The organism is Pasteurella testudinis DSM 23072 (assembly GCF_900176075.1).
Taxonomy (GTDB): Bacteria; Pseudomonadota; Gammaproteobacteria; order Enterobacterales; family Pasteurellaceae; genus Chelonobacter; species Chelonobacter testudinis.
In genome coordinates, this window is record NZ_FWWV01000007.1 from 17858 (window position 1) to 38666 (window position 20809).

The following is a 20809-nucleotide window of genomic DNA, read 5'->3' on the forward strand; positions in this document are numbered from 1 at the left end:
ATGATTGGTCAGTCGTAAGATGTTGACCCAACTGTTATTGCGTTATATGTTCATGAATATTTTCTCCCTCCTAGCTTGATGTTTCTGCTAAAACCGTAACTTGCGCGCTGTCAATCCCTTTTACCAGCAGCGGCAGGGCAAAAATCCGCCGTAGATTTTGGGCGTTAAGTGCGGCTAATTTCATATCCTCGATAATGCAAATGAAGTTTTCACTGAACATACCGAGCATAATTTGATGTGCTTTAATGCCGTGTTCCGGGTTGGCTGGGGAAGCCAGCGAGATAAAATCAAAGCCGATAGCTTTCAGATTTGGGGTCTGGTCAATCAAATATTGAGCGGCGGCGATGCTGACGGCGCAACCTTGTGCGGCGTACTGCTGCGGGTGTTCAGACCGCACTTTTTCTAATCCGGTACGGATAATCAAAAAATCTGCTTGTCGGATTTGGGGTAAATGGGGTTTTAAGTCATCTGGTTCAATTAAACCGGCTTTCTCTTTCGGAATATCGATCAACAGTGGTTTTTCATAGATAAATTGTTCCAATGGCAATTCAGAGATGGTTTTACCACTCGGGTTAAAGTGATTGGGCGCATCAAAATGAGTACCAAAGTGATTAAATAAGTGAATTTTTGAACTGTTGTAAACATCACCGTTGTTTATATTCGTACAGGTTTCCAGCGTGAGCGTCGGTTCTCCGGGAAATCCTGGATCATGAATATCCAGCGGGTGAGATAATAATTGGTATGGCATAAATAGCTCCTTTAATGAATTTGAACCGTAATTTTCTGCTGCAAAAGCCAAAGGTTTACTTCCAGGCTATTAAATACGGCGTCCCATGTGTTGTGGGGATTGTTATTCAAAATACCGTTATCTCCAGCTTGATTAAAACTGAATTCGGTATAACGGACATTCGGATTTTTGAGTTGATCATGGAGTATTTGATAATTGATACGAGAACCGGCAACCGGGGAGACTTTGTCCTCTTTGCTGTGAAAGAACCAAATGGGCGTGTCGGCTAGCGGAGCTAAATTTTCTTGGGTTGCGTTGCCGTCGATCCATTCGACGGAATAGGCTTCTCGCCCGCTCATTAATAATGCGGCGGCAAAAAAGTGCGGTCTGTCGAGCAGCAGATAGAGTGCGCCTTCAGCACCGCGTGATAAACCGACCAGATAAATGCGCGCAGGGTCAATTTGCGGATTTTCTTGTAGCGTTTTATCAATCATTGCCAGTAATAATGTTCGGCGGTTTTCGGTCTGCCAATGAACGCCGCCGCGTTGTCCTTTCTGTATGTCATCAAAGGGATCAAATACGCTGGCGTATTGCGGCGCGAGCACAAAGCCGTCTTCGTATTTTAAGGTTGAAATTGCCCCGGTGCTGGATAGCAGATGCGCCATATTATCCGCTCCCAACTGCCCGGAGCCATGCAGAAAAATCGTCAATGGGTGTTTTTTCAGATCAGATTTTTGCTGCGGGGAATAAAGGCGATAATGCAGGCTATTTTTAGGGTCGTTTAAATACACTTGATTGGCGGCGAATTGATCGATAAGACGATTGTTAACATTTTGTGGTTCAGCTGTGACGCTGATTGTTTCAGGCGCAAGGGTTTTGCCGTTGCTTAATTTGAGCAAACCTTGCCGTTGAATCACATATTCCAACCGCTCTTGATAAAATTGCGGTACGCGGTTGCTTTGTACGATTTCACGTTGTGTGATTTCTTGTTTTTCATTTTTGGCGCGGAATAACATCGGTTCGCTATTTTCAGTTTTCAGCGAATATAAATCGGCATTTTTATCCCATTTATTCAGCTCAAGAATCAGATATTTTCCGGCATTGGGAATAGGCGAGGGTTCCGGTTTATTGTTGCTATAGGCTCTTAAGATTTGCCGAGTTCCTTGAGTTTGGCTATCTAACCGCACTTCGACTTGATAAAGATCTTGTAATTCATCACCGCTCAGTAAGTTATCTTCATATTCCAAGCTAATCGCACTAATTTTTTGTCCTTTGGCGCTAACCTCCGTGATCAAAGTCGCCTGAGCGGATTTAGCTTGTTGTGGTTGATCAGGTGTGGTGTCAGCGCTGATATAGGGCGAAATGATGAGAGAACATACCGCAATAAAAAGAGATTTCAACATGGGAGCCGTCCTAATAAGAGATTAAAAACGAAAACGGGCAATCAGATGATTACCCGTTTAAATCGTTGCTTAAAGTTTCCGGTTTTGCGTTTGAACATAGACGAGAATCAGTGCCAGAACGCCGAGCGGGAATATTAAGTCGAAGATTGAACCGTCTTGTCCCCAAACTAAGTTGGATAAAATCACGGCAGTTCCGCCAATTGCCCAAGCAATGGTGGTCGGGATAGACCAGACAATCATTTGTTTTTTCACATCGTTGATGCCCATCATGCGGTTGACCACCCAGAACAGACTGTCGTTGAAGTAACCGAAGAATAGGGAACCCATGGTGGCGGCTTGGGCGGCAAGCAACATATTAACCCCCGGAATTTCCATTAAGATCGGAGCGGAAATCGAGGCGGCGGTGATCATCGCAACCGTACCCGAGCCTTGGATAAAGCGGACTAAAGTCGAAACGATGAACGGAATTAAAATAGGCGAGATGGGTAAATTAGCCACTTGTTCCGCTAATTGCTGCCCTGCGCCACTATCGCGTAATACCGCACCCAATGCGCCGCCGGCACCGGTCACCAGTAAAATAATCCCTGCGGTTTTCACCCCTTCTTCCAAGTGAAGTGCGGTGGTATTTTTGTCGGCATTCGGTAATAACGCATAGATTGAGACCAACACGCTCAGGGCTAAGGCGATGATTGGGCTACCGACAAAGGCGATCACTTGATAAAGGGTTGAATCTAAAATCCAAGCAAACTGAGCTTGTTTTGCCATTAAATCGACAATCGCTTTAATAAAGATCAATACGATAGGTAACACGATCGGTAGCATGGAAATGCCTAACCCGGGTAGGTTTTTCTTCTCTCTGCTTTCGATATAGCTGTCGTATTTTTCTTTCAGCTCTTCATCAGTGAAAGCCTGTTGATTGAAATCAGGGTATTTTTTATCCAACCACTTGGCATACAGGACGATACCGATAACCGCCGGAATAGCAAATGCCATGCCGATTAGCAGCATTGCGCCAATATCCACACCGAATAATCCGGCAACACCTAACGGACCGGGTGTCGGTGGTACGGTATGGTGCGTGACGACTAAGCCGCCGGCTAGAGCGACCCCTAAGGTTAACAGGGAACGCTTGCCGTTTTTCGCGAGCGCCTTGGCTACCGGGTATAAAATGACGAAAGCGGAGTCAACGAAAATCGGAATGCTGACCACATAACCGGTAATGGCTAATGCCCATTCTTCTTTTTTCTTGCCTAAGAATTTAATAAAGCTGTATGCCATTTTTTCGGCGGCGCCGGAGACTTCTAAAATACTGCCCATCATCACGCCGAGACCAATCACGATCCCGATACTGCCGAGCGTACCGCCAAAACCTTTGGAAATCACCGCCAACGTTTCGGTGGCATTCAACCCGCCGACAATCCCGGCAATCGCGGAGGCAATCAGCATCGCGATAAAGGCGTGGACACGGGTTTTTAAGACTAAATAGACCAGTACGGCAACGGCAACAATAAGACCAATAATGGGAATCGGTAATCCGAACATAGGGTTATCTCCTATAAGTCATGCTGAATAAATTGATGGATAACATCACTAAAATTGTTATCGACATAAAAGCCCAGCTTTGCCGCTTGGCTGCAATCAATGCGCGCCGGCCAACTGGCGACAATATCATTAATTTTTTTATCAAACCGGAATTCGATTTTTTCTAAAATGGCTTCTCCTTTAATCGTAGCAAGATCGCGTAACATAGACTCAACACTGACGGTAAAACCCGGTAGATTGATGACATGCCAGTCTCGTGAGGTCAATGAGGGTAACGTCAGGGCATGGATAAAATTGCGGATCACGGTATTCGGGCTTGAAATCCACAGTAATAATTCTTTTGCTACCGGACAAACGGACGGCTTATTGTTCAATGGCTCGCGGATAATGCCACTGACAAAAGACGAGGCGGCTTTATTCGGTTTGCCCGGGCGGATACAAATCGTTGGCAAGCGTACTGCAATCCCATCAACAAAGCCTTTGCGGCTATAATCGTTAATGAGTAATTCACACATCGATTTTTGGGTACCGTAAGTGGATTGCGGTGTGACGGCGGTACTGTTGCTGATCACGTCGGGCAAATCGCCGCCGTAAACCGCCAAAGAGCTGGAGAATATAAAACGGATTTTCGGATTAACCCTGCGGCAGGCTTCCAACAGATTTTTGGTGGCGAGGAAATTGATTTCATAGCCTAAATCCGGATCTTCTTCGGCATGGCTGCTGACAATCGCTGCCAAGTGGAAAACCGCACTTGTGTCTTGGGTAATGATTTCATTTAACCCGTCAGGGTGGCGCAAGTCCATTTTAATGCTGCGAACGCGGCTGTCATTATTGGGAATAATAGGTTCGATCACATCAAGTAAAATCAACTCTTTAATCTGAATATCCTGTTGTCGCAACAATGTGTTGGCAAGGCGTTGTCCTAAAAAGCCTTGGCCACCGGTAATCACGATTTTCATTTCGGCATCTCCATTATTTATATTGTTCGAACCAACCTAAACCCTCGGAAGTTTCGCCTCTCGGGTTATATTCGCAGCCGATCCAGCCGTCGTAACCGATTTCGTCCAGTTTGGCAAAGATGTGTTGGTAGTTGATTTCGCCTTCGTCAGGTTCATGGCGGTCGGGCACGGAAGCGATTTGCACATGGGCGAATTTGCCTTTTAAGGCGTCGGTCAGGCGGGACAAATTGCCGTCTACGTTTTGGGCATGGAAGTAATCCAATTGCACAAATACGTTGTCGCGATCAATCAACTCAACCAGTTCCAAGGTCTGAAATTGACTGGCGGTCAGGTAGTTCGGTTTGACTTGCGGACTGAGCGCTTCCAACAAAATTTTGACGCCGTGCGGTTTAAATTTGTCGGCGGCATAGCGCACGTTGACGATAAAGGTTTGTTTATATTTGGCATAATTTTCGCCCGGCGGCACGACGCCGGACATAATATGCACATTCGGGCAGCCGAGTGCCAGCGCGTATTCCAATGCCAGATCAATATCGTGGTGGCTGTCGGCTTCGCGCCCCGGAATGGCGGAAACGCCCCATTCGCCGGCTTGCACGTTACCTGCGGCGGTGTTGAACAACACTTGTTGCAAGCCGTTTTCTTGCAGTTTGGCTTTCAGTACCTCTTTCGGATAATCATAGGGGAAAAGGTATTCCACATAGTTGAAACCGGCTTTTGCCGCCGCCTCGAAACGATCGAGAAACGGCAGTTCGGTAAACATCATTGATAAATTTGCAGCAAACTTAGGCATCTTATTTCCCTCTGTTTTTCAAATCATTGACTTCATCATCAGTCAGATAACGGATATTTTGTCCTTTTAGCAGGAACAGCAATTTAGCGGTTTCTTCCAATTCTTCGGTGTTATCCACCGCATCGAATAAATCTTCACCGCAGACCACCACGCCGTGATTGGCAAGTAAGAACGCCTTGCCGTCCAGCGCTCTTGCGCTTAATTCGCGTGCGATGTCCGGCGAACCGGGGCGGTAGTAAGGAATCACAGCCAGCTTGCCGACCCGCATCACATAGTAGGGCGTGAAGGCTTTGATGGCGTTGTCCGTATCTAAACCGTCCAAGCAGGAAAGTGCGGTCAGATAGGTGGAATGCAGGTGCACAATGGCGTTGCATTTAGGGTTGCGTTGGTACATCGCCAAATGGAACACCGATTCTTTCGACGGTTTTTTGCCTTCCAGCAAGTTGCCGTCGCTATCCAGCACGGATAAATCTTCCGCCCTTAAACGCCCCAATGACGAACCGGTCGGGGTAACCAAAAAGCGGTTGCCGCTCAGACGCACGGAAATATTGCCGGCACCGCCGACGCTATAACCGCGTTCATAGAATGAACGTGCCAGTTGCACCAAATCCTGTTTTAATTGTTGTTCAGATGAAAGTGCGGTCATACAAACATCTCCTGTGCATAAGCAAAAAAGTTTTCACTGCCGAAATTGCCGGATTTCAACGCCAAGAAGACGTCTTCATCGAGGGCTTTTAACCACGGCACGCCAGGGGCTATTTGTTTGCCGATATGGAAGCCGTCAAAGCCTAATTCCTGTACCACAATGCTGGAGGTTTCGCCGCCGGCGGTAATGAAATTTTTAACCCCATGTTGTTTTAATTTGTGTGCCAACTGGGCGAAAGTTTGCTCAATTGCGTGGCTGGCGTTGTCCGCACCGAATTGTTGTTGAATCGCTTTCAATTCTTGCGGCGGCACAGTTGCATAAACCATTGGCGCATTTGCATCGTCTAAATGCGCAAGCACCCATTGGCATAACTCATCGGCATAGTTCGGATTGTTCAAACTCTGTTCAACGTCTAACAAACGGTGAGCCGCCTGTGACTGATAGGCGGCAACCTGTTTATTGGTCATCACAGAGCAAGAGCCGGATAGAATCACACTTTTGGCTTTAGTGGGTAAAAGTGCGGTTTTTGCCGCTTGTGCCGTATTGCTTTGGCTTTTGTACGCCGCCATATATGCTGCCAAGCCAGATCCGCCGGTCACCAGTTTGAAATCGTCAATTGCCTCCGCCAACACCGCCAGCTGTGAATTGTCCGCCGCATCGACCACCGCATAACGGCAGCCTTGCTGTTTGAGTTGTTCAAAACAACGCTTGACGTTATCTGCCCCTTGAATGACATCGGCATAGCTGACCAAGCCGGTTTTACCGCTGGCTTGTCCGTCCATCAAACGCACTAAATTAGCATCGGTCATCGGCGTAATCGGGTGGTTTTGCATTCCCGATTCGTTTAGCAGACTTTGCCCGACAAACAGGTAGCCGTTGAAAATCGTTCTGCCGTTGATCGGCAGTGCCGGACTGATCACGGTAAAATCGGTATCTAACGCATTTAATAACGCATCGGTGACCGGTCCGATATTGCCTTTGGCGGTGCTGTCAAAGGTGGAGCAATATTTAAAATAGAACTGGGTCGCACCGTTATTTTGTAGCCAAGTCAGCGCTTGTAACGACTGCTGTACCGCCTCGCTCGCCGGATTGGAGCGGGATTTGAGGCTGATAACCACCGCATCGACCGCACTTTCTAATGAGCGATCGGGAACACCATTCATTTGTACCGTACGCAGTCCGTTTTCCACTAAAAAACTGGCGATGTCGCTTGCGCCGGTGAAATCATCTGCAATAACACCCAACATGATTATTTCTCCTCTTTTTGCGGCAAGGTGATACCGTCGAAAATTTTGATGACGGCGCTGTCGTCCTCTTTGCCGTAACCGGCGTTGCTGGCGGAGGTGAACATATTAAATGCGGTGCTGGCAAGCGGCAGCGGGAAGCGCAGCGATTTGGCGGTGTCGGTCACCAAGCCCAAATCCTTGACGAAAATATCCACCATCGAAAGCGGGCTATAATCTCCGTCGACCACATGTTTCATACGGTTTTCAAACATCCATGAATTGCCGGCGGCGTTGGTGACCACGTCATACATCAAATCCAACGGAATTCCGGCGCGAGCCGCCAACGCCATCGCTTCCGCACCGGCGGCGATATGCACGCCGGCAAGCAATTGGTGAATGATTTTCACCGTTGCGCCCAAGCCGATTTCTTCGCCGATGTTATACACTTTGCCTGCAACCGCACTTAGCACCGGTTGCAGCTTCTCAAAGGCTTGCGCCGAACCTGACGCCATCACCGTCATTTCACCCTGTGCCGCTTTGGCTGCGCCGCCGGAGACAGGCGCATCTAACATGATTAAGTTTAACTCTGTTAATTTTTGTGAGATCTCTTTGGCATCTTGTGCAGATATGGTAGAGGACACCATCACCGCCGTACCGGCATTGAGTTTGGCGGCGAGCCCGTTTTCACCGAATAGAATCGCTTTGACTTGCGCGGCATTGACCACCAACAACAGCACCGCATCAAGTTTATCGGCAAACGCATCGGCATTGGCCGCCACTTCTTTTGCGCCGGCCTGTTTTAATTTTTCTAATAAAACCGGATTTAAATCAATTCCGTAAGTATCAAGATTGGCTTTTACACAGGAAAGGGCGGCGCCCATGCCCATTGCGCCGAGGCCGACGACTGCAACTGAATAGCTCATAAAAAAATCTCCATTCGATTTAACGTTAATAGTAATTTGGTTAGCGTATAATGCCTGAATTAGGAAAGGAAAACTGCGATAGTGATCACAAATATTCACAATGTGTGTTATTTATTGTGAATTGTTGGTTTTTTTCAAATCAATATTTGGCTTTGTTACCTATAAAGTGTTATTATTTCACGAAAATTCACAATAAATTTAAAGGATTACATATGATTCCGGCAGAAAGACAAAAGCAGATTTTGACCTTGCTGACCGAGCACGATTTGATCAGCATTGCCGAACTGGTCGAGATTATGCAGGTGTCGCATATGACGGTGCGGCGGGATATTCAAAAATTGGAAGAGCAAGGCAAGGTGGTATCGGTTTCCGGCGGGGTGCAGCTGCTGCAACGTTTGTTTATCGAGCCGACCCACGATGATAAATCCCTCTTGTTCCAAGCACAAAAACAAGCTATCGGCGCGGCTGCCACGCAATTAATCGGCGACAGCAAAACGGTGTATTTAGATGCCGGTACGACAACCTTAGAAATTGCACATCATATTGCCAAGCGGAGTGATTTGCTGGTGATTACCAATGATTTTGTGATCGCCAATTTTTTGATTAAAGAGGGCAGCGGCGAACTGATTCACACCGGCGGCTATGTTTGCAAAGACAACTACTCTTCGGTCGGCGAACTGTCGGCGCAATTTCTGCGTAATATTTCGATTGACGTGGCGTTTATTTCGACCTCATCATGGAATTTAAAGGGCTTAACTACGCCTGATGAGAAGAAATTGGCGGTGAAGCGTGCGATTGTGGAATCGAGCAAACAGAATATTTTGGTCACCGATGCGTCGAAATACGGCAAAGTGGCGACCTTTTGGATTTACGGTTTGGAAGTGTTCGATACGATTGTGACCGATCACACCCTGCTGGACAGCGTGCAGAAAAATATTCAGAATTTAAATATTGAGCTGGTGTTGGCATAAAAAATCGCTATCGGTTTTGCTGCCGATAGCGAGGGTTAAACCGCATTTTAAGGCATAGCTCAAAGGCATAGCTCAAAGGTATGGCTCAGTGGTGGTTTAGCTACCAATCAAACGATACAGATCGGTGTCTTTGCGATCCAAATAGTGGAACGATTGAATGCGGCGAATGGTGCGTGAGCGACCGCGAATCAATAGGGTTTCGGTGGTGGCGAGGTTGCCTTTGCGGTGAATGCCTTTCAGCAGATCGCCGTTGGTGATGCCGGTGGCGGAGAAAATCAGGTTATCGTCGCGCACGATCTCTTCCAATTGCAGCACTTTGTTCACTTCCACGCCCATCTGTTGACAGCGCGCGATCTCTTGTGCGGCAATGGCGCGGTTTTCTTCGCTGTCGCCTTTGACTTGGTTGCGCGGCAACAACCGCACTTGCATTTCGCCGCCTAGCGCACGAATCGCAGCGCCGGCGACCACGCCTTCCGGCGCACCGCCGATGGCGTAGAGCATATCGACATTGTTATCCGGCAAGCAGCATAAAATCGATGCGGCGACATCGCCGTCGGGAATGGCCAACACTTTCACGCCCAGTTGTTGCATTTTGGCGATGGTTTCGTGGTGGCGCGGTTTGTCGAGGGTGATGACGGTCAGCTGCGACAGCAATTTACCTAACTTGGAGGCGACACGGCGCAGGTTTTGTTCCAACGGCAGATTGAGATCGACCATGCCTTTCACTTCCGGCCCGACCACCAGTTTTTCCATATACATATCAGGCGCTTGCAGGAAAGTTTCCGGCCCGCCGGCAGCAAGCACCGATAGGGCGTTGGCTTGTCCCATCGCGGTCATGCGCGTTCCCTCGATCGGATCGACGGCAATCGAAATGGCGTCGCCGCTGCCGTTACCGACTTTTTCGCCGATATACAACATCGGGGCGTCGTCGATTTCGCCTTCGCCGATCACAATTTCACCATTGATGTCAATTTGGTTGAGCATAATGCGCATGGCTTTTACGGCGGCTTCGTCGGCGGCGTCTTTGTTGCCGCGCCCTAACCAGGCAAATCCTGCCAGAGCGGCAGCTTCGGTAACGCGGGAGAATTCAATTGCGAGGGATCTTTTCATTTTGTGTGACCTGTTCCTTAAGTTGAGGATTGATAAAGTAGCCTATGGATTTGCTATCCACACAAAACCGTAGTTTAGCATAGTATCGGCGGCGATTGCGCAAATAGTGTGAAAAAATCGACCGCACTTTTCAATTTCTATGTGAAATCTAAGCGTAACTAGGCTAGAATAAGTTTTGTTTTCTTTTAGGACTATTATTGAGGATTGATTATTATGTCTTTTGAGCTTCTTGAACAATTAGATGAAAAAATTAAACAAGCCGTTGAAACCATTCAATTACAACAGTTGGAAATTGAAGAATTGAAAGGCAAGCATGAACAAGTGCAAAACGAGCTGAATCATCTGCGCGGCGAACGTGATGCACTGGCAGGTGAAAATGATCATCTGAAAAATGAACACAACAACTGGCAAGAAAGACTGCGTTCTTTATTGGGCAAAATCGATAACGTGTAATTGATTTTTCCACCGGCTTTTTATCCGCCCGACAAACCGAGTGTGACCGCACTCGGTTTTTTATCGCCTTCTTTTTTATTTGCCGATTGAACACTCCATCACGAGCATTTATTTAATATCATAAAATAATGTGATCTATCCCTTGCTTTTTAACTTTTCCGATTGAATCTTATTCAGGCTTGTGCCAATCTTACACAATAGGCACATTAAACACGTTAAAGTATAAAAAAGATAACATAACGTTATATTTTTTACTTAAATGTTAAATTCATTTGAAATTTCTTTCTTGGTATTAAGTAAATGATTTGATATTTCAGATAATCGAAATGGAGATAGATATGAGTGTTTTGGCAAATTCGGCAGCCGTAGATATGGCAACGATAGAAGCATTATTGGGTGGCAGACATTCCGATCCCTTTGCGGTATTGGGCATGCACGAAACGGACAACGGTATTGAAGTGCGGGTGCTAATGCCGGATGCGTCGCGAGTTTCGATTATTGATAAAGAAAGCCAGCAAGAAATCGTTGAAATGGAGTGCTTGCATGAGGACGGTTTTTTTGCCGCCGTGATGCCGGACAGACATGATTTCTTTACTTATCAATTGAACGTATTGTGGGGACACGAGAATCAAATTTTAGAAGATCCGTACCGCTTCCGCCCGATTTTGTCCGATTTGGACAATTGGCTGCTGGCGGAGGGAACCCACTACCGCCCTTATGAAAAATTGGGTGCACATTTCACCGAAATCGACGGCGTTGCCGGAGTGAATTTTATTTTGTGGGCGCCGAATGCCAAACGGGTTTCGGTGGTCGGTGATTTTAACTTCTGGGACGGGCGGCGCCACCCGATGCGTTTTCACCCTGAAAACGGCTTGTGGGAAATCTTTATTCCGAAAGTGACATTGGGCAGCCTATATAAATACGAATTGCTTGATGCCAACGAAACCTTACGTTTGAAAGCCGATCCTTATGCTTTCGCTTCTCAGCTCCGTCCGGACACCGCTTCGCAAATCAGCCCGTTGCCGGAGATTGTCGAGATGACCGAAGCGCGCAAAAAAGCCAATGCCTTTGACGCGCCGATTTCGATTTATGAGGTGCATTTGGGGTCATGGCGGCGTAATCTGGAAAATAATTTCTGGCTTAACTATGATGAAATTGCCGAGCAATTGATTCCTTATGTCAAAGCAATGGGCTTCACCCATATCGAGCTGATGCCGATTAACGAATTCCCGTTTGACGGCTCGTGGGGTTATCAACCGCTGGGACTTTATTCGCCGACCAGCCGTTTCGGCAATCCGCAGCAACTGCGTTCCTTTATTCAAAAAGCCCATGATGCCGGAATTAATGTGATTTTGGATTGGGTGCCGGGGCATTTCCCAAGCGATACGCACGGGTTGGCGTATTTTGACGGTACCGCACTTTATGAACACGCCGATCCGCGCGAAGGCTATCATCAGGATTGGAACACGCTGATCTACAACTACGGCCGCAACGAAGTGAAAAACTTCTTGGCAGGCAACGGGTTATATTGGCTGGAACGTTTCGGTATCGATGCGCTGCGGGTCGATGCAGTGGCATCGATGATCTACCGTGACTACAGCCGCAAAGACGGCGAGTGGATTCCGAATCAATACGGCGGCCGTGAAAATTTGGAAGCGATCGACTTTTTAAAACACACCAACTATATCATCGGTAACGAAGTGGACGGCTGCATAGCGATTGCAGAAGAGTCGACCGCATTCCCGGGCATTACCAATCCGCCGGAAATGGGCGGTTTGGGCTTCCATTATAAATGGAATATGGGCTGGATGAACGACACGCTGGCGTATATGAAACTCGATCCGGTTTACCGCCAACACCACCATAATCAACTCACTTTCGGTATGTTGTATAACTACACCGAGAACTTTATTTTACCGCTTTCCCATGATGAAGTGGTGCACGGCAAAGGTTCGTTGTTGGATAAAATGCCGGGCGATGCGTGGCAGAAATTCGCTAACTTGCGTGCCTACTACGGTTACATGTGGGGGCATCCGGGCAAAAAACTGTTGTTTATGGGGGCGGAATTTGCGCAAGGGCGCGAATGGGATTATCAGGAAAGTCTGGACTGGTTCCTGCTGGACGACAATAACGGCGGCGGCTGGCATAGCGGCGTGCAGAACTTGGTCAAAGATTTGAACCATTTTTATCAACGTACGCCTGCCATGCACCAGTTGGATTTTGATCCGCAAGGCTTTGAATGGTTGGTGGTCGATGATTATCAAAATTCAGTGTTTGCCTTTGCGCGTAAAGACAGGGAAGGCAATGAAGTGGTGGTGATCAGTAATTTTACTCCGGTGCCGCGCGAAAATTACCGTATCGGTGTCAATCACGCCGGCGTTTATGCCGAAGTGCTAAATACCGATTCGGAATACTATCGCGGTTCGAATGTCGGCAACGGTGGTGTGATTATGACGGAAGAGATTGTCTGCCATAACAAAGCGCAGTCGCTGGTATTAACCATTCCGCCACTGGCAACGATTTATTTGCAACGCCAAGCATCATAGGATTTTTGTAGTTAAGGCGGATTGTATTTAAAGAAAGGTTGTCGGTAGTATGATTGGTAGAGTGAGAAGCGGAATGACACAGCCATTGGGAGCCTCGATCGCTGAAATTGACGGGGTAAGCGGAGTGAATTTTGCCGTGTTTTCCGAACACGCCGCATTGATAGAGCTGTGCTTGTTTTCTTACAGCGGCAAAGAGCACCGTTTCAAAATGGTGAAAGGGCAAGATCATATCTGGACCTTGTGGTTGGCAGGTGTCGAAGCCGGCATTAAATACGGGTTCCGTGCGCACGGCGCAAGTAAACCGCACTTGGGTATCCATTTTAATCCGCACAAACTGATGTTGGATCCCTACGCCAAAGCGGTGGACGGCAAACCAAGCTACCAAACGGATCAACAGTTGATGATGTTTGATTTCGGCAATGATCTCGATAACCATGCGTTGGCGCCGAAAGCCATCGTGACGGCAGACGATTTTGATTGGCAAGACGATCAAGCGCCGAACTACAGCTGGGCGCAAACCATTATTTACGAATTGCACGTTAAAGGCTTCAGCCAGCTTAATCCGGCGATTCCGCCGCAACTGCGCGGCAGCTACGCCGCGCTATCGCACCCTGCTTCGCTGGATTACCTGAAACAATTGGGCGTGACCGCACTTGAGCTGATGCCGGTGGCGTTTCATGCCGACGAGCTGCATTTGCAGCGGCGCGGACTGTCAAACTATTGGGGCTACAACCTGTTAGCGCCGTTTGCGGTGGATAACCGCTATTGGTCGGGACGGGCAGGCACTACGCCGGCAAGCGAATTTAAGCAAACCGTCAAAACGCTGCACCAAGCCGGATTCGAAGTGATTTTGGACGTGGTTTTCAACCACACCGCCGATTCGGATCTGAGCCAACCGACGCTCAGTCTGCGCGGACTGGACAATGCAAACTATTATTGGCTGACTGAAAATGGCGAATATCACAATTGGAGCGGCTGTGGCAACGCACTAAACCTGAGCAATGGCAATACCTTGCAGTGGGTGCACGACTGCCTGCGTTATTGGGTGCAAGAATTTCATGTGGACGGTTTCCGCTTTGATCTGGCGACCATTATCGGGCGTGAACCGCACTTTAACCGCCATGCGCAAATTTTCCAACGCATTGCCGCCGATCCGCTGTTAAAAGATAAAAAATATATCGCCGAACCTTGGGACATCGGTTGGGGCGGCTATCAATTAGGCAATTTCCCCGACTATTTCGCCGAATGGAATGACCGTTTCCGTGATGATATGCGCCGTTTTTGGTTGCATTATCAAGGCAATATGGGGCTGTTTGCCCAGCGTTTCAGTGCCTCGGCGGCAATTTTTCAGCATGATCAAAAACGCCCGAGCGCATCGATTAATTATATCTGTTCCCATGACGGATTCACCTTGCATGATCTGCTGACCTATCAGCACAAACATAATCAGGCGAACGGCGAGGACAATCGTGACGGACACGGGGAAAATTACAACAACAATTTCGGCATCGAAGGCGAAACCGAACAACCCGAGGTGACACGGCAGCGCCACGCCGCCGCACGCGCGCTGTTGGCGACCGCACTTTTGGCGAAAGGTACGCCGATGCTGCTGGCAGGCGACGAATTCGGGCATTCCCAACGGGGAAATAATAATGCCTATTGTCAGGACAATGAAATAACGTGGATAGATTGGACACAACAAGATCAGCAACTATTGGCTTATAGCCGGGCAATTATCCAGATACGCAAACAGATTACCGCACTTTCCGTGCACGATGATTGGTGGAATGAAGATCATGTGCAGTGGTTAAATCAGCAAGGACAGGCGATGAATATCGCCGATTGGGAAGACGGCGGCAGCGCCGGTTTCCAAATTTTGTTGGATAAACAGTGGCTGCTGTTGGTGAACCGCAGTGGGAGTGGACAGGATTTCCAATTGCCGCAAGGCGAATGGAACAGTATTCCGCAACAGGACGTTGTATCGGACGGTAAATATTTGAAGGTCGAAAAAACAGGTCTTTATATCTTTTATCGCTAGGGTCTACCGCCTGCGTTTATTGCTAAGCGCCGGCGGTACGCCTGATGGTATTACATTTTATTTCAGCGTTTACACAAGGGGAAAATTATGGACGAAATTTTAAAAAACTCACCGAGTATGTTGCGGATAACTGATGACACCTTAGTGCTGATCTTAGCCGGCGGGCGTGGTTCCCGACTGTACGAACTGACCGATAAACGGGCGAAACCGGCGGTTTATTTTGGTGGTTCTTGCCGGATTATCGATTTTGCCTTATCCAACTGTATCAATTCCAACCTGAATCGTATCGGCGTGGTGACGCAATATATGGCGCATTCATTATTACGCCATTTGCAGCACAGCTGGTCGTTTCTGCCGCGTGAAAGAAACGAGTTTGTCGATATGTTGCCGGCACGCCAACAGTTGGACGACAGCACTTGGTATCGCGGTACGGCGGATGCGGTTTATCAAAACTGCGATATCATGAAAGGGCATTACAAACCGAAATATGTGTTGATTTTAGCCGGTGATCATATTTATAAAATGAATTATGCGCAAATGTTGCTTGATCACGTTTCCAGCGGCGCGAAATGTACGGTCGGTTGTATCGAAGTGGAAAAAGAAAAAGCCTCCGAATTTGGCGTTATGGCTGTGAACGAAAATTTGCAAGTGACCGATTTTATTGAAAAACCGAAAAATCCGCCGACCATGAAAGGCAAACCGGATACCTCGCTGGCGTCCATGGGGATTTATGTGTTCGATGCGGACTATCTGTATGATATTTTGGATCGGGAATTTGCTAAGCCGGAATCCACCCATGATTTCGGTAAAGACATTATTCCGCAATCGTTGAAAGAGGGCGTGCTGTATGCGCACCCGTTCAGCCGCTCTTGCATGGGGCGCAATCCGCAGGGTGAGATTTACTGGCGTGATGTGGGAACGATTGATGCGTTGTGGGAAGCCAATATTGACTTGGTGACCGAACATCCGCAGCTGGACATTTTCGATCAGCGTTGGCCGATTCGTTCCACGCCGAAGCAGACATTCCCGTCCAAATTCTTCTATAAGTATTTGCGTAAAACCAGAGCGCTGGATAATTCGTTGGTCGGCGGCGGTTGTATTATCACCGATGCGGTGATCAGTAACTCGGTGCTGTTCGATCATGTGGTCGCCAAAGAAGGTTCGCAAGTGGAATATTCGGTGGTGCTGCCGGAGGTGACGATCGGTAAAGATGCCGTGATCAAACGTGCGATTGTCGACCGTCACTGCCAGATTCCGGACGGCATGCAGATCGGTGTGGATCTGGATTTAGATGCCAAACGCTTCAGGGTCAGTAAGGGCGGTGTGGTGTTGGTTACCTCCAGAATGCTGAACGCATTAAAAAAAGAAGCCGAAGAATCAGAGAAGAAAGGCTATAAAGCCGAACCATAACAGTGAATAATCGTTTCTTTCATAATGCGGACAGTATGTCAGAAACGATTTTTTTATGCTGTAGCAAATCAGCTCGAAATCGACTACAGACAGGAACAAATACATAGGAACAATACAATGAAAGTCTTACACGTTTGCGCGGAACTCTATCCTTTATTGAAAACCGGCGGTTTGGCGGATGTTACCGGCGCTTTGCCTTTTGCCCAACAGCAAAACGGTGATGATGTTCGAGTTCTGCTGCCGGCATTTCCGGCAGTGGTCAATGGGTTGCCGCTATCCGCTGTGGTCGGTGTTTTTGATACTTTTGCCGGCAGTGTCACGTTGCGTTACACCGAATATCAGGGCTTGGGTATTTATTTGATTGACGCACCGCACTTGTATCAACGCGAGGGCAATCCTTATCATGATCAGTGGTATAACGACTATGCCGATAACTATCTGCGTTTTGCGCTGTTAGGGTGGTTCGGAGCCGAGCTGGGTGCAGGGCTCGACAGTTGGTGGAAAGCAGACGTGGTGCATGCGCACGATTGGCACGCCGGCTTGGCGTGTGCCTATTTGCAGGCGAAAGGCCGTCCGGCAAAATCGGTGTTCACGATTCACAACTTGGCTTATCAAGGGCAGTTTAATTATCGGCATATGTTTGAAATCGGCTTGCCGCCGGAGATGTTCGCTGTGGACGGTGTTGAACTGAACGGGCAAATTTCTTATTTAAAAGCCGGTTTGTATTACGCCGATCATGTTACGGCGGTCAGCCCGACTTATGCCCAAGAAATCACCACGGCAGAATATGCTTACGGTTTGCAAGGTTTGTTGACCACCTTGCAACAACAGCAAAAGCTCAGCGGCGTTTTAAACGGGGTGGATTATCAAATCTGGAATCCGGAATTGGACGGCCATTTGCCGGCGACCTATAAACTGAAAGGTATGACCGGCAAAAGCAAATGCAAACTGGAATTGCAACAAGCATTTGGTTTGCCGCAAGACAAAAACGCGTTGCTGTTTGTGATGGTGACCCGCTTGACCGCACAAAAAGGCGTTGATTTATTGTTGCAAGCCTTGCCGCAGGTGTTAAAAGAGGGCGTGCAGTTTATTCTGCTCGGTTCCGGCGACAGCCAATACGAACAGGCGTTTTCACAACTGGAATTACAGTATCCGCAGCAAGTGAGTGTCGAAATCGGTTATAACGAAAAATTGTCGCACTTGATCATCGCCGGTGGCGATGTGATTTTGGTGCCGAGCCGTTTTGAACCTTGTGGCTTAACCCAGTTATATGGGTTAAAATACGGCACGCTGCCGTTAGTCCGCGCTACGGGCGGATTGGCGGATACGGTTGTGGACAGTCGTAAAGAAAATCTTAAAGATCGAACGGCAACAGGGTTTGTCTTTAATAATGCGAATGTGGAACAGTTAGTCGCTGCGTTTGAACGGGCCGAAGTACTATGGCGTGCCAAGCCGCAATGGTATAAAGTTCGCATTAATGCCATGGAGGCCGATTTCAGCTGGCGCCTGGCCGCTGAAAAGTATTCAGTTATTTATCAAAGTTTGTTTAACTGAGACGATTTACTCAATGTTAATTAAGGAAATTTGATCTAATGAGCAATACCATTTTGCACCATTCCCCTTTATCGAACGTCGAAGGTGTTAAAAACGCGATTGTACAAAAATTAATTTTTTCAATCGGCCGTGATCCGGGTGTTGCCAGTCAGCGCGACTGGCTGAATGCGACGTTATTGGCGGTTCGTGACCTGGTTTCGGAAAGTTGGCTGAAAACACAAAGAGCGACCCAATCGCAAAACTGCCGTCGTGTCTATTACCTTTCCATGGAGTTTTTAATGGGACGCACCCTGTCCAATGCGATGTTGGCCGAAGGGGTTTATGATGTCGTACATGAAGCCTTGGAGCAATTGGGGCTGGATTTGGAAGAGGTGATTGAAAAAGAGGTCGATCCGGGATTGGGTAACGGTGGTTTGGGGCGTTTGGCTGCCTGTTTTCTGGACTCCATCGCCACGCTGAACTATCCGGGCATGGGTTACGGTATTCGCTATGAGTATGGCATGTTCCGTCAGAAAATCGTTGACGGCCAGCAGGTTGAGCGCCCTGACGCTTGGTTGGAAAAAGGCGTGCCGTGGGAATTTATCCGCCCGACCAAACGTTACAAAGTGGAATTCGGCGGACGGATCTATTTCGAAGGCGACAAATGCCGCTGGGTTGATACTTCGCAAATCGTGGCTTTGGGCTATGATCAAATTATTCCGGGCTATGAAACCAATATGGCAAACAGCCTGCGTTTGTGGTCTGCCCATGCCGGCGATGTGTTCGATTTGAGCCAATTTAACCGTGGCGACTATTTTGCGGCGATGGAGCGTCAAAACAGCTCTGAAAACGTATCGCGCGTGCTCTATCCGGACGATTCGACTTATGCCGGCCGCGAGTTGCGTCTGCGTCAGGAATACTTCTTGGTGTCCGCTTCGTTGCAGGATATTTTGAACCGCCACAGATGGGAACACAAAACCCTGTCCAATCTGGCGGACAAAGTGGCGATTCACTTGAACGATACCCACCCAGTGCTGGCGATTCCGGAACTGATGCGAATCTTGATCGACAAAGAGGAATTCAGCTGGAATAAAGCTTGGGAAATCACACGCAAAGTATTCTCCTACACCAACCACACTTTGATGAGCGAAGCGCTGGAAACTTGGCCGGTCGATATGATGGGGGCGATTTTACCGCGTCATTTACAGCTTATCCTAGAAATTAACGAAAACTTCCTCAACAGTATCAAAGCGTATACGGAGAAAGATCCGGATTTGATTCGCCGTATTTCGTTAATTGACGAAAACGACGGGCGCAAAGTACGCATGGCGTGGCTGGCGGTGGTGGCTTCACACAAAATCAACGGTGTGGCAAAACTGCACTCCGACTTGATGGTGAAATCCATTTTTGCCGATTTTGCCAAAATTTATCCGGAGCGCTTCTGCAACATGACTAACGGTATTACACCGCGCCGTTGGATTGGCGTGGCTAATCCGAGCCTGTCGGCGGTATTCGATAAATATATCGGCAAAGCGTGGCGCAAAGACTTAAGTGATTTGGAACAGCTGAAACAATATGCCGACTTCCCGAAATTCATGCAGGAAGTGCGCGACGTGAAAAAAGCCAACAAAGTCAAATTGGCGAACTACATTGCGCGTAACTTGAATATCGTGGTCAATCCCGATGCGTTGTTTGACGTGCAAATCAAACGTATTCACGAATATAAACGCCAGCATTTGAACTTGTTGCATATTATCAGCCGCTATAATGCTATTCTGCGCAATCCGGAAAAAGACTGGACGCCGCGTGTGTTTATCATCGCCGGTAAAGCCGCTTCTGCGTATTATGCCGCCAAACAGATTATCCGTTTGATCAATGATGTCGCCAAAGTGATCAACAACGATATGCGGGTACACGATAAGCTGAAACTGGTGTTTATTCCGAATTACAGCGTCAGCCTTGCCCAGTTGATTATTCCGGCGGCCGATGTTTCCGAACAGATTTCTTTGGCGGGAACGGAAGCTTCAGGCACCAGTAATATGAAATTTGCGTTGAACGGCGCTCTGACTGTCGGTACGTTGGACGGCGCCAATGTAGAAATTCTGCAAAATGTCGGCGAAGAGAATATTTTTATCTTCGGCAACACGGTGGAACAAGTGGAAGCGCTGCGCCACAAAGGCTATCAGCCGTCGGCATATTACGAAAACGATGCGCAATTGCGTGAAGCGTTACAGCAAATCACCGGCGGCGTGTTTAGTCCGGAAGAGCCGGGACGTTACCAGTCCTTCTCGCCGTTAAGCGATTATTATCAGGCTTTTGCCGACTTCCGCAGCTATGTCGAGGCGCAAAATGAAGTGGATAAGGTTTATAAAGATCAAAATTTATGGGTGGCCAAAGCGATCCAGAATATTGTCAATATGAGCTATTTCTCCTCCGACCGCACGATTAAAGAGTATGCCGAGCAGATCTGGCACTTGGAACCGGTGAAATTGTAATCTTCAATTCGCAAATGGACAACCCGTTATCTGGTGA

The 20809-nt window shown here is 48.0% G+C and carries 16 protein-coding genes; 7 read left to right on the plus strand and 9 right to left on the minus strand.

Annotated features, from left to right (window positions below; genetic code table 11):
- Positions 1 to 70: 70 nt before the first annotated feature.
- The 8 genes from B8880_RS04375 to ltnD form a co-directional block, all read right to left on the minus strand.
- Complete coding sequence (locus B8880_RS04375; RefSeq protein ID WP_084256298.1) at positions 71 to 748, minus strand: cyclase family protein; 678 nt, start codon at positions 746 to 748, stop codon at positions 71 to 73.
- Between the two features lie 11 nt (positions 749 to 759).
- The gene (locus B8880_RS04380) at positions 760 to 2130 is read right to left on the minus strand and encodes an alpha/beta hydrolase-fold protein (RefSeq protein ID WP_084256300.1); all 1371 of its coding nucleotides are present in this window, start codon (positions 2128 to 2130) and stop codon (positions 760 to 762) included.
- 69 nt (positions 2131 to 2199) lie between these two features.
- Positions 2200 to 3672, minus strand: a complete 1473-nt coding sequence (locus B8880_RS04385; protein ID WP_084256302.1) for a GntT/GntP/DsdX family permease — start codon at positions 3670 to 3672, stop codon at positions 2200 to 2202.
- Positions 3673 to 3683: 11 nt separating this feature from the next.
- On the minus strand, positions 3684 to 4631 hold the full coding sequence (gene denD, locus B8880_RS04390) for a D-erythronate dehydrogenase (protein ID WP_084256304.1): 948 nt from the start codon (positions 4629 to 4631) through the stop codon (positions 3684 to 3686).
- Between the two features lie 13 nt (positions 4632 to 4644).
- Positions 4645 to 5421, minus strand: coding sequence for a 2-oxo-tetronate isomerase (gene otnI / locus B8880_RS04395; protein ID WP_084256306.1), 777 nt, complete (start codon positions 5419 to 5421; stop codon positions 4645 to 4647).
- A 1-nt stretch (position 5422) separates the two neighbouring features.
- Positions 5423 to 6067: a 3-oxo-tetronate 4-phosphate decarboxylase gene (otnC, locus tag B8880_RS04400; RefSeq protein WP_084256308.1), complete on the minus strand. Its 645-nt coding sequence runs from the start codon at positions 6065 to 6067 to the stop codon at positions 5423 to 5425.
- On the minus strand, positions 6064 to 7314 hold the full coding sequence (gene otnK, locus B8880_RS04405; RefSeq protein WP_084256310.1) for a 3-oxo-tetronate kinase: 1251 nt from the start codon (positions 7312 to 7314) through the stop codon (positions 6064 to 6066). The genes otnC and otnK overlap by 4 nt, the downstream gene beginning before the upstream one ends.
- A gap of 2 nt (positions 7315 to 7316) precedes the next feature.
- A complete protein-coding gene (gene ltnD / locus B8880_RS04410) occupies positions 7317 to 8216 on the minus strand; it encodes an L-threonate dehydrogenase (RefSeq protein WP_084256312.1) in 900 nt (299 codons plus the stop codon).
- A 212-nt stretch (positions 8217 to 8428) separates the two neighbouring features.
- On the opposite strand from ltnD, the gene B8880_RS04415 reads away from it, so the two are divergent.
- Positions 8429 to 9187, plus strand: a complete 759-nt coding sequence (locus B8880_RS04415; RefSeq protein ID WP_084256314.1) for a DeoR/GlpR family DNA-binding transcription regulator — start codon at positions 8429 to 8431, stop codon at positions 9185 to 9187.
- Between the two features lie 96 nt (positions 9188 to 9283).
- On the opposite strand, the gene glpX is transcribed toward B8880_RS04415, so the two are convergent.
- Complete coding sequence (gene glpX / locus B8880_RS04420) at positions 9284 to 10297, minus strand: class II fructose-bisphosphatase (RefSeq protein ID WP_084256316.1); 1014 nt, start codon at positions 10295 to 10297, stop codon at positions 9284 to 9286.
- Between the two features lie 213 nt (positions 10298 to 10510).
- Between glpX and zapB the strand changes: the two genes are divergently transcribed.
- The 6 genes from zapB to glgP all read left to right on the plus strand — a co-directional run bounded on the left by zapB (position 10511) and on the right by glgP (position 20772).
- Positions 10511 to 10750, plus strand: a complete 240-nt coding sequence (gene zapB / locus B8880_RS04425; RefSeq protein ID WP_084256318.1) for a cell division protein ZapB — start codon at positions 10511 to 10513, stop codon at positions 10748 to 10750.
- Positions 10751 to 11088: 338 nt separating this feature from the next.
- The gene (glgB, locus tag B8880_RS04430; RefSeq protein ID WP_418889026.1) at positions 11089 to 13296 is read left to right on the plus strand and encodes a 1,4-alpha-glucan branching protein GlgB; all 2208 of its coding nucleotides are present in this window, start codon (positions 11089 to 11091) and stop codon (positions 13294 to 13296) included.
- A gap of 73 nt (positions 13297 to 13369) precedes the next feature.
- Positions 13370 to 15334, plus strand: a complete 1965-nt coding sequence (glgX, locus tag B8880_RS04435) for a glycogen debranching protein GlgX (protein WP_115306309.1) — start codon at positions 13370 to 13372, stop codon at positions 15332 to 15334.
- A gap of 87 nt (positions 15335 to 15421) precedes the next feature.
- Positions 15422 to 16744 (plus strand): glucose-1-phosphate adenylyltransferase, encoded by a 1323-nt coding sequence (gene glgC / locus B8880_RS04440; RefSeq protein WP_084256322.1) that lies wholly within the window; start codon positions 15422 to 15424, stop codon positions 16742 to 16744.
- A 117-nt stretch (positions 16745 to 16861) separates the two neighbouring features.
- A complete protein-coding gene (gene glgA, locus B8880_RS04445) occupies positions 16862 to 18298 on the plus strand; it encodes a glycogen synthase GlgA (RefSeq protein ID WP_084256324.1) in 1437 nt (478 codons plus the stop codon).
- A gap of 38 nt (positions 18299 to 18336) precedes the next feature.
- Entirely contained in the window at positions 18337 to 20772 is a 2436-nt protein-coding gene (glgP, locus tag B8880_RS04450) for a glycogen/starch/alpha-glucan family phosphorylase (RefSeq protein WP_084256326.1), read from the plus strand.
- Positions 20773 to 20809 lie beyond the last annotated feature (37 nt).